The organism is Intestinibacter sp. (assembly GCF_051866655.1).
Taxonomy (GTDB): domain Bacteria; phylum Bacillota; class Clostridia; order Peptostreptococcales; family Peptostreptococcaceae; genus Intestinibacter.
The window spans coordinates 1-10,530 of record NZ_JBJDXL010000509.1 but is presented as its reverse complement, the minus strand read 5'-3'; the positions used below and the strand labels follow the sequence as shown (position 1 = coordinate 10,530).

Annotated in this window: 11 protein-coding genes; 9 read left to right on the top strand and 2 right to left on the bottom strand. The window is 29.3% G+C overall.

Translation table 11 applies throughout. The annotated features are described in order from the left end of the window. The first annotated feature begins 241 nt into the window (after window positions 1–241). The 9 genes from rpsF to ACI3VO_RS15255 all read left to right on the top strand — a co-directional run bounded on the left by rpsF (window position 242) and on the right by ACI3VO_RS15255 (window position 8,236). The gene (gene rpsF / locus ACI3VO_RS15295; RefSeq protein ID WP_320626683.1) at window positions 242–520 is read left to right on the top strand and encodes a 30S ribosomal protein S6; all 279 of its coding nucleotides are present in this window, start codon (window positions 242–244) and stop codon (window positions 518–520) included. Between the two features lie 38 nt (window positions 521–558). Then, window positions 559–1,011 (top strand): single-stranded DNA-binding protein, encoded by a 453-nt coding sequence (locus ACI3VO_RS15290; RefSeq protein ID WP_439758743.1) that lies wholly within the window; start codon window positions 559–561, stop codon window positions 1,009–1,011. 19 nt (window positions 1,012–1,030) lie between these two features. Continuing rightward, window positions 1,031–1,258, top strand: a complete 228-nt coding sequence (gene rpsR / locus ACI3VO_RS15285; RefSeq protein ID WP_320626681.1) for a 30S ribosomal protein S18 — start codon at window positions 1,031–1,033, stop codon at window positions 1,256–1,258. Between the two features lie 353 nt (window positions 1,259–1,611). Then, window positions 1,612–1,932 (top strand): MazG-like family protein, encoded by a 321-nt coding sequence (locus tag ACI3VO_RS15280; protein WP_320624261.1) that lies wholly within the window; start codon window positions 1,612–1,614, stop codon window positions 1,930–1,932. Between the two features lie 7 nt (window positions 1,933–1,939). After that, window positions 1,940–2,914, top strand: a complete 975-nt coding sequence (locus ACI3VO_RS15275; RefSeq protein WP_320624262.1) for a DUF2232 domain-containing protein — start codon at window positions 1,940–1,942, stop codon at window positions 2,912–2,914. A 10-nt stretch (window positions 2,915–2,924) separates the two neighbouring features. Further along, window positions 2,925–4,925 (top strand): DHH family phosphoesterase, encoded by a 2,001-nt coding sequence (locus ACI3VO_RS15270; protein ID WP_439758742.1) that lies wholly within the window; start codon window positions 2,925–2,927, stop codon window positions 4,923–4,925. Next, a complete protein-coding gene (gene rplI, locus ACI3VO_RS15265; protein WP_290687185.1) occupies window positions 4,922–5,368 on the top strand; it encodes a 50S ribosomal protein L9 in 447 nt (148 codons plus the stop codon). Before ACI3VO_RS15270 ends, rplI begins: the two co-directional genes overlap by 4 nt. Window positions 5,369–5,391: 23 nt before the next feature. Next, window positions 5,392–6,717 (top strand): replicative DNA helicase, encoded by a 1,326-nt coding sequence (dnaB, locus tag ACI3VO_RS15260; protein WP_439758741.1) that lies wholly within the window; start codon window positions 5,392–5,394, stop codon window positions 6,715–6,717. A 223-nt stretch (window positions 6,718–6,940) separates the two neighbouring features. After that, window positions 6,941–8,236, top strand: coding sequence for an adenylosuccinate synthase (locus ACI3VO_RS15255; RefSeq protein ID WP_320624265.1), 1,296 nt, complete (start codon window positions 6,941–6,943; stop codon window positions 8,234–8,236). A gap of 63 nt (window positions 8,237–8,299) precedes the next feature. Here the strand turns inward: ACI3VO_RS15255 and ACI3VO_RS15250 are convergent, their stop codons facing one another. Together ACI3VO_RS15250 and ACI3VO_RS15245 are read right to left on the bottom strand one after the other, a co-directional pair. Further along, the gene (locus ACI3VO_RS15250; RefSeq protein WP_439758740.1) at window positions 8,300–9,292 is read right to left on the bottom strand and encodes an ATP-binding protein; all 993 of its coding nucleotides are present in this window, start codon (window positions 9,290–9,292) and stop codon (window positions 8,300–8,302) included. Further along, on the bottom strand, window positions 9,293–10,408 hold the full coding sequence (locus tag ACI3VO_RS15245; RefSeq protein ID WP_439758739.1) for a DnaD domain protein: 1,116 nt from the start codon (window positions 10,406–10,408) through the stop codon (window positions 9,293–9,295). Between the last annotated feature and the right edge of the window lie 122 nt (window positions 10,409–10,530).

Below are 10,530 nucleotides of genomic sequence, written 5' to 3'. Positions count from 1 at the left end.
TAATGCTAGATAGACCTACACTAGAAAAGAGAGTTAAAAAAGTAATTCCTAAAAGCGAATAGAAATATTAAAGGTAAGCACTGTCAAAAACTAAATATAAAAAGTAAGAAATTAAAATAAATTTAAAAATAAATACTTGATATATTTATTTAATAATGATAAAATAGACAAGTATGAGATTTAGTTCTCATTTCTCTGCTCTAAAAAGTAGAGCCGTTAAGTCCAAAGGGAGGTGAAAAGAATGAAAAATTATGAATTAGTTTATGTTGTAAAACCAAATTCTGATGATGAAACAAAAGAAAGTGTTTTAAACAAAATAAAAGACGTTATTTCTTCAAATGGTGAAGTAGAAAAAGTTGATGCATGGGGAAATAGAAAATTAGCTTACCAAATAGCTAAATTTACTGAAGGTTTCTATGTATTAGTTAACTTTAAGGCTGGTGTTGAAATTCCAAAAGAATTAGACAGAAACTTAAAGATAAACGAAAACGTAATAAGACATATGATAGTAGTTGCATAATCATAAGTAATCAAACAAATTCGTAGGGAGGTTACATTATGAATAATGTAGTTTTAATTGGAAGATTAACAAAGGATCCAGAACTAAGATATATACCTGGAACTGGAACACCTGTTGCTACATTTACTCTTGCAATTGATAGAGATTACACTAAGAAGGATGGAAGTAAGGATACAGATTTTATACCTATAGAAGTTATAGGCAAATCTGCTGAATTCTGTGCTAACTATATATCAAAAGGTAGATTAGTTGCAATCCAAGGAAGTATTAGAGTAGATAGATATCAAACACAATCAGGAGAAAATAGAACATTTACTAAAGTAAGTGCGAGAAATGTACAAGCTTTAGATAGCAATAGAAGTAAATCAGAAAATCCATATGTTGAAAGTCATCCAGGGTCACAACCTAGTTTTGAGCCAAGTTTTGAACCGAATCAAGGATTAGATCCTAATGGTTTTCAAGCTATAGATGACGACGATATACCATTTTAAAGAAAAGGAGGAATAACAGATGATAAACAAAAAAAGACGTAAAAAAAGAAGAGTTTGTCAATTTTGTGCATCTAAAGACGCTAAAATAGATTACAAAAACACTCAAAGATTACAAAAGTACATCACTGAAAGAGGTAAAATATTACCAAGAAGAATTTCAGGTACTTGTGCAAAACATCAAAGAGAATTAACAGTGGCAATAAAAAGAGCTAGAAACTTAGCACTTTTACCATACACTTTAGACTAATAAAAAGTAAGCCTTCCATTGAAACATCAAGGAAGGCTTTTTTAGTAAAAAATTAATTTTTGCTAAGCACAATTCGATTGAGAACATAAAAGGACGAGTTTTAATGCTCGTTTTTTCAAATGATATATAATGTGTTATAATAGGTTTATATATTTGATAGCTGCAAGTTCACAGAGCCTTATACTTATAATAAAATTTTGCGCTTATCGATAAAATAAAAAATAAGTTAAAATATTAGAATGAATTAAGGGTCATTTATTGAATTATTATAAGTAAAATATTAAATGACATATTACTAAAATAGCTTATTGAATTTATTTTAAAAGCAAATAATAGAATAAGGAGGTAAGGTTGTGAGAATAGATAGAAATTCTGATATTACTAGAAATGTAAAGATTATTGAATGGATGAAAAATGAAATATTAATGAGTGTAAGTGAATTATTTAATATTTTATTTAAAGGAGTAAGATCAGCTGATGAAGCGCTTCAAGATATATTAGCCAATATTATAATGATAACGTATCTTTTGGCAAAGAGACTTGGAATAAGTTTTAATGAGATAGATTATAGAATAAAAGAAAAAACTTCATTAGGAATAAAAGAAGATCACAGCATAGAAAAATGGTATGGAGATTTGACTAATTTAAAAAATCATATTGAAAATAGGGAGTGATTATAAATTGAGTAAAAAACTAACATTACCTCAAACCTTGCTAATTACATTGTTTTGTGTAGCGATGATATTGGCTATCTTTGATATACCTGGTTTAAGTGTGTTAACTATCGGTGTATCATCTTTGTTTGTGGTAATTGCTACTTTATCAGATAGTAAAGGGATTTTTATATCTATTGCAATGGTGATTTTAGCCCTTGTATTTTTTATAAATCCAGTATATATTTTTGATATTTGTTTAAATTGTATTATACCAGGGATAATAATTGGTATAATTACTAAAAATGTATTGAATTATAAAAACAACGATAATAAGTTTGAACCTATTTTTGCAGGGACTATTGCGTTTATTCTTGGATTAATAGCAAACTACTTAATATCAAAGTATTTATTTAATATTAATATATTAGAAGAATTCACTTCTGTTATGAAAGCACAGTTATCTACACAAATTGGTGCAATACAAGAATCTGTATCAACTTTGACGTCAGCGCCAAAGATTACAGAGGAGTCTATAATACAAACTATTTTAAACATTATGCCATTGATATTATTTTCTAGAGCAATATTGTTAGCTATACTTACATATTTTTTAGCTATATTTACTTTGAAGAAAATAAAAAAGATAGATTTAAACGATTTAAGGGAAATAAAATTTTCTAGATTTTATTTACCGGGAAATGCTGTGTTGACATCATTTGTTTTATATATAGTTATAATGTTACTAGAAATGTTCAATACTCCATTGTATACGGATTTGATATTGATGAATTTAGAGATGATATTTTATATATTATTTTTAATACAGGGAGTATCTGTAGCTATATTTTTTGCTAAAAGATGGCTTAAAGGTGGCCAATTAATTAAAGTCACTATGGTAATTATAGCCATAGTTTTATTTGGCGTTATGGGAATTTCTATATTAGGAATGGTAGATAGCATATTTGATTTTAGAAAAGTAAAGAGTTGTGAAGTAATATAGGAGGATAAAAATGAGGAATAAACCAAATTTCAAAATAAATATGCCGGAAATAAATGCTTATATATTAATAATAGGGATAATGAGTATATTTCTTCTTACGTACAATTTATATTTAGGTGGTTTATTTTTCTTCGGTTTTATATATATAGTTTTTCACAATTGGAGAATTGCTAATCTTAGAAAGAAAGAGTGGAATAAATACATCCAAAATCTATCTTTAGATATGGATGAAACCACAAAAAAAGCAGTAATGAATTTACCTATTCCTCTTTGTATATTAGAATTTGATGGAAATATAAATTGGTATAACAACAAATTCTATGATATGACAGGATCACCAGATTTATTAGGTGAAAATATAGATAATGTAATACAAAACCTAGATTTAAGAAAAGTTTTAAATGAAAACAAGGAAATGTATACTGATGTAGAATATAAAGACAGACAGTATACAGTAATTTATAATGTTATAAAAAATGAACAAGGTAATAATGCTAAGTATTTGATGATGTTATATTGGATAGATAACACAGAATATTTAGAACTAAAGCAAAAATATGAAGATGATAAAAATGTAATCATCTTGATACAAGTAGATGAGTATGATGAAGTCTTAAAGAGTGCTCCAGAGGAAAATAGATCACTGATAACAGTTGAATTAGAACGAATTTTGACAGCTGTATTTGAAAATAATCTAAAAGGAGCAATCAAGAAGACATCTAATGATAAATATGTAGTTTTTACTAGAGAAAAAGAATTAAAGAAATTACAAGAAAATAAATTTACAATACTAGATACTATAAGAAATATAAATTGTGGAAACTCTCTTCCAGTCACTGTAAGTATAGGTGTAGGTAGAGAAGGAGAGTCTCTATATGATGATTTACAGCGTGCTAATGGTGCTTTGGATTTAGCTTTAGGTAGAGGTGGAGACCAAGCTGTTGTAAAGACACAAGATAAATTTGAGTTTTATGGTGGAAAATCAAAAGCAGTAGAAAAGACTACAAAGGTTAAGTCTAGACTGATAGGATATGCTCTTAAGGAAGTTATATCACAGAGTGATAATATATATATTATGGGACATAAGTATCCAGATTTAGATGCTATAGGTGCTGCTGTAGGCATATTTGATATATGTAAATCCTGTGGCAAATCAGCAAATATAGTGCTTGACGAGGTCAATGATTCTATAGAAGAATTTGTAAAAAAAGTCAAAAAACAAGAGTATTACAAAGGTTTATTTGTAACTTGTGAAGAGGCTATAAAAAATTGCAATAAGGATACACTTGTAATAGTTGTAGATACTCATAGACCTAGCTATACAGAATGTAAGGATTTATTAGGTATTGCTAAGAAGGTTATCGTAATAGATCACCATAGAAGAGGTGTAGAATTTATAAAGGACACAGTCTTATTATTCCATGAAATATACGTGTCTTCTACATGTGAAATGGTAACTGAATTAATTCAATACTTAGAGGATGATGTCAAAATAAATAAATTAACTGCAGAAGGTCTTCTTGCAGGTATTAACTTAGACACTAAGTTCTTTGCATTCAAGACAGGTGTAAGAACTTTTGAAGCTGCATCATACCTGAAAAAAATAGGTGCAGATACAGTAGAAACTAAAATGCTGTTTAAATCAAATGTTGAAGACTTTATTGCTAGAGCTGATATTATAAAGAACACTAAAATAATAAATAAGAGAATATGTATAGCTTATTCAGAGTCAGAGATAAGTAATATAAATGTAGTTATAGCTAAGGCTGCTGATGAGCTTTTAAATGTAAAAAATGTGGAGGCATCTTTTGTTTTAGGACATAAAAATGACACAGTATTTGTTAGTGCAAGATCATTAGGGCAAATTAACGTCCACGTTCTCATGGAAAAGCTAGGAGGCGGTGGACATATAGATATAGCTGGTGCGCAACTTAAAAATGTAACACTTAATCAAGCTTATAAAATGGTGCATCAGATAATAGAAGAGTACTTAGAGGAGGAAGAACAATGAAAGTAATATTATTAAAAGATGTAAAAGGTACAGGAAAAAAAGGCGAAGTTAAAGAAGTAAGTGATGGATATGCAAGAAATTTCTTATTACCTAAAAAAATGGCAAAATTAGCAGATAATCAAGCTATGAAGGAATTAAAAGAACAAAACAAATCAGCTGAGATAAAAGCAGAAAAGCAATACGAAGAAGCTGTTGAATTAGGAAATAAAATGAAAGACATGAACATAGAAATATACTCAAAAGCAGGAGAAGGCGGAAGATTATTCGGCTCTATAACTGCAAAAGAAATAGCAGAACAACTTAAAAAACAAAAAGGTATAACTGTTGATAAGAGAAAAATAATGTTAGAAGAACCAATAAGAGCTTTAGGTTCTAGTTTTGTTGAAATAAAAATTCATCAAAAGGTTGTAACAAAAATAAGAGTAGACGTAAAAGAAAAATAAACCTAAACTTGAGGTGATGAATAATGGAGGATAACACAAGAATTCCTCCACATAGTGTGGAAGCAGAGCAATCTGTACTAGGTTCTATATTACTAGATAAAGATGCTATGATAAGTGTTTCTGAGACATTGGTACCGGAGGATTTTTATAAAGAGGCACATAAAGTAATTTACGAATGTATGCTTAAGCTTTATAATAGTCAATCTGAAATAGATTTAATAACATTAGCAGAAGAACTAAGAGACCAGGGATATTTGGATGATATAGGAGGAATACCTTATATAACAAGTTTATCGACTATTGTTCCTACTACATCTAATATAAAATACTATATAAATATAGTAAAAGAAAAGTCTATAGTTAGACAGCTTATATCTGCAGCGAATGATATTATAAATTTAGGTTATGATAGCTCGGCAAAGGTAGAAGATGTTCTAGAGAATGCAGAAAAGAAAATTTTTGATATATCTCAGGAGAGGACAACTAATGATTTTAAACAAATAAATCAAGTTTTAAGAGATACTTATGATATGATTGAAAAGTTATATACAGAAAAGAACGAGGTTACTGGACTGACTACAGGATTTAGAGATTTAAATAAAAAAATAAATGGATTTCAAAAATCTGACTTGTTACTAGTTGCTGCACGTCCAGCAATGGGTAAGACTGCTTTTGCTCTTAATTTAGTTCAGAATGCGGCATTGAAGGGCGATGCATCTGTTGCAGTATTTAGTCTTGAAATGTCTAAAGAACAGCTTGTTCAACGTATGTTATCTTCTCAATCTAATGTAGAATTAAAAAAGATAAAAACAGGTAAATTAGGTGCTAATGATTGGCCGAGAATAATAGAGGCTATGGCTGTTTTATCGGAGGCTAAAATTCATATAGACGATACGCCTGGGATAAAAATATCTGAATTGAGATCAAAATGTAGAAAATTAAAGATAGAAAAAGGACTTGATTTAGTCTTGATAGATTATTTGCAGCTTATGGAGGGTGAAGGCAACAACGAAAGTAGACAACAAGAGATTGCAAAAATATCTAGATCATTGAAAATATTAGCTAAGGAGTTAGATTGTCCTGTTGTTGCATTATCTCAATTATCGAGAGCTCCAGAACAAAGGGCAGATCATAGACCGATGCTTTCTGATTTAAGGGAATCAGGTTCTATAGAACAGGATGCCGATATAGTAATGTTTTTATATAGAGATGAATATTACAATCCAGATACAGAAAGCAAAAATATAGGTGAAGTTATAGTTTCGAAAAATAGACATGGAGAAACTGGTACTATAGAATTAGTTTGGTTTGGTGAAGTACAAAAATTCGCCGATAAAATTAGAGAATAATATATTGAATGAATATATATTTGCAAAAAGCGTATATTAAAAATAATTATACACAATATCCACAGGTATCTGTTGATAATTGTGTATAATTTATGTTGTTTATAATTAAAAGCAAATTAATTCTATTTAGATTTTAAATAAAGTTGCAATAAAGTCGAATGTTTGATAAACTATTAGACGGAAGTGTTCGAAAATTAATAATAATTTATATAGAGGTGAAAGTATGAAAACAGTAGCAGTTGTAGGCTCTCAATGGGGCGACGAAGGAAAAGGTAAAGTTATAGATTTCTTAGCTACTCAAGCAGATGTAGTAATAAGAGCTCAAGGTGGAAATAACGCTGGTCATACTATAGTTGTAGATGGTAAAAAATTTGCATTAAGATTAATCCCATCAGGAATATTAAATCCAAATACTATCAACGTTATAGGTAATGGTATAGTTTTTGACCCAAAAGGTTTCTTTGAAGAACTTGAAATGTTACAATCAAATGGAATAGACACTAAAAATATCAGAATAAGTGATAGAGCTCATATCATATTCCCATATCATAAAGAACTTGATGGTTTATCAGAAGAAGCTAGAGGAGACAACAAAATAGGAACTACTAAAAGAGGTATAGGTCCTTGTTACATGGATAAAACTGAAAGATCAGGAATAAGAATGTGTGACTTAATGGACGAAGAAGTATTTGCTAAAAAATTAAAAGTTCAAATAGATGCAAAAAATAAAATAGTTCAAGGTGTATATGACAAAGCTGAACCAATGTTTGACTATGATGAAATATACAAAGAATTTATGGACTACGCAAAAAGATTAAGACCATTTGTTGCAGACACAACAGTTATAATTTACGATGCAATAAAAGCTGGTAAAAAAGTATTATTTGAAGGTGCTCAAGGTGCATTACTAGACTTAGACTTAGGAACATATCCATTTGTAACTTCTTCACATCCAATATCAGGTGGATTTGCAGTAGGTTCTGGTATAGGTCCTAACATGATAAAAGACGTTGTAGGTATAGTTAAAGCCTATACTACAAGAGTTGGTGAAGGACCATTCGTTACTGAACAATTAAACGAAATCGGTGATCAAATAAGAATAAAAGGTCATGAATTCGGTACAGTAACTGGTAGATCAAGAAGATGTGGATGGTTTGATGCAGTTGTTGTAAAATATTCAGCAAGAATAAATGGTCTAACTAGTATAGCATTCATGCTATTAGACGTTTTAACTGGATTTGACAAGATACAAGTATGTACAGCTTACAAATGTGGCGATGAAATATTAAAAGATTTCCCAGCTTCATTAGAAAAATTAGCTAAATGCGAACCAGTTTATGAAGAATTAGATGGATGGACTGAAGATATAACTAAGGTTGAAAAATTTGAAGACCTTCCAGAAAATGCTAAAAAATATATAGCTAGAATAGAAGAATTAATAGGTGTTGATATAGATTTAGTTTCTGTTGGACCAAACAGAGCTCAAACTATAATAAGAAAAAATGTATTTGACAATTAATATATAAAATGCAACCAAAAAGGATGTATCATTAGATTAGAATCTAAATGGTACATCCTTTTTTTAATCAAATTTACTTTCCCATCTTAGGTCTTTTCCAACAAACTTAACTAATGTAAATTTATCAAAAATTCTAGATGAAATTCTTTCAGTATAAGTTTCTGCTAATTTTGAAAGAGAAAAATTAGTTGATATAATAGTTTTCTTTTTATTTAAAAGTCTAGTATTTAATATCATAAATAGCTCACTTACAGTAAATGTATTTGTAAGCTCAGTTCCAAGGTCATCTATTATCAAAAGGTCGCATTCAAATAGATTGTTGTAGTTATCTTTTGATATAGAGTTGTTAGCATTGTGGAATTTATATTCTTCTATAATGTCAAACATTTTAAAGGCTGTTTGATATATAACTGTAAATCCCTTGTCCAAGAGTGCTTTTGCGATGCAATTTGACATAAATGTTTTTCCTAGACCAGTATCTCCGTAAAACAGTAGATTCTCTTCATTTTCCTTCGTAAAATTTTGAACAAACATTTCACATATAGCTGAAATTTCAAGTATATTTTGTTTCGATGAGATGTTTATTTCTGGAATTATCTCATCAGAAAATAGAGAAAGATCTAATGTGTTGAAGTTTTGGGTCTTGAAGTTTTTTGAGATATTGGACATTTTGTAGTATTCGTTTATCAAAGCTTGCTTGAAGCAGTTGCATTTTTCTCCGTTTTTTAAAAATCCAGTATCCTCGCATATTGGACATTCGTATTGAATTTCTAGGTCACTTTCTGGGATGTTATGGATTTTTAAAAGATTGTCTTTTTTAGATTTCAAAGATGCCATGTCTTCTCTGCATTTGTTTAATAAAGCTTCTTTGTCAGGAGAACTTGATAAAACCAGTCTCATCATTTTTAGACCGATATTGGTTATCTCATCATCTATTTTTTCTATTTCAGGAAATTTATTATATATTCTTTTTTTTCTTTCTTCGAATTCATATTCGGCTTTATCTCTTTTCTTTTGGTATGAAAAGAGAATTTCTCTTACAGCGGAATCTTTCAATTAATCACCTACTTTGTTTTTAGAATTTTGAACCTTTAGCAATTTAGCTTCTAGCTCTTCTTCTGAATATTTTCTAAAATGTTCATTGAAGCTATTGTGGTATTTAGTAACTACTTTTGGAGTTCTATCTTTGTTGTAATTATTGTAGTTATAATTTTTATTATCTCTTTTCTTTTGGTTTTCTTCCTTTTCTTTTTGTTTATTTGCTCTAAATTCTTCTTCTTCCTTTTGAGCATCCTCTAAGGTTGTTATATCTTTAGAGCGCCAATTTTCGATTATTCCATTTATATATGATATAGATGGATTAGGGATATTTTTGCTTTTAGAGCAAGCATATGTTATTAATTCTTGATTCATATCGTATTTATCAATCCATGTATCGATAAGCTGCTTTTCTGCATCTGTTGCACCTCTGTTTGAAAATCCAAGCTGATTTAATACATTGCGGTAAATAGAAAGTCTGTCTTTTCTGACCATAAAGCTATTTTTAGCCTCCTCAACAGAAAAGATGTTTTGATCATACCAGCTTCTAAGTACACTTTCAACGTAATTAAGCGGCTTAGCATTTCCGTTTTTTTGTTCCTTACTGTATTCATAAGCATATACTACTAAGTCAGGAGTTAAATTATATTCGTTTATAAGCTCTAATATTCTCATGTTTTCGCTTGGAACAAGAGGTCTACCTATTATTTTGTTGATAGAATTAAACATTCTAACAATGCTAGGGTTGTTCCTAGCTTCTAAAAGCTTATCTGTATCTGATTTAACAGTGGTTATATTATTGTTGTCTATATTATTCATATAGAATTTTTTCAAATCTACAAATTCAATTGAAAAATCAAAATCGTCTTCAACATCGTCTTTATGAATTTTTACAATTTTTTGTTGTTCCCAATACTTCCAAGCATTTATTACATCTGATAGGGGAACTCCTAAATTTTTAGCCAATGAAATATTATTAAAATTTGGATTGGCATTAGGATCACATGCTTGTCGGTAGCCTAAAAGATAAACTTGTACGTATAATCCGTTAGCCATAGGCATAAATATATCTATGAAGATATTAGAGATTATGGTATCTCCAGAATCTTTTTTATTAACTTCTTTAAAAAACATTTCATCACCTCAGATAAATTATAACATAAGACATTATAGTTTTATCTTGGAACTTTTAAAAAAAAATATACATATAAAATGGGAGGGAAAGGCGTTGGTTATAAACTTTAATAGAAAAAGGA

Coding starts and splice junctions, on each gene's coding strand:
- dnaB (WP_439758741.1), top strand. CDS start 5,392: ATGGAGGATAACACAAGAATTCCTCCACATAGTGTGGAAGCAGAGCAA.
- ACI3VO_RS15255 (WP_320624265.1), top strand. CDS start 6,941: ATGAAAACAGTAGCAGTTGTAGGCTCTCAATGGGGCGACGAAGGAAAA.
- rpsF (WP_320626683.1), top strand. CDS start 242: ATGAAAAATTATGAATTAGTTTATGTTGTAAAACCAAATTCTGATGAT.
- rpsR (WP_320626681.1), top strand. CDS start 1,031: ATGATAAACAAAAAAAGACGTAAAAAAAGAAGAGTTTGTCAATTTTGT.
- ACI3VO_RS15245 (WP_439758739.1), bottom strand. CDS start 10,408: ATGTTTTTTAAAGAAGTTAATAAAAAAGATTCTGGAGATACCATAATC.
- ACI3VO_RS15290 (WP_439758743.1), top strand. CDS start 559: ATGAATAATGTAGTTTTAATTGGAAGATTAACAAAGGATCCAGAACTA.
- ACI3VO_RS15270 (WP_439758742.1), top strand. CDS start 2,925: ATGAGGAATAAACCAAATTTCAAAATAAATATGCCGGAAATAAATGCT.
- rplI (WP_290687185.1), top strand. CDS start 4,922: ATGAAAGTAATATTATTAAAAGATGTAAAAGGTACAGGAAAAAAAGGC.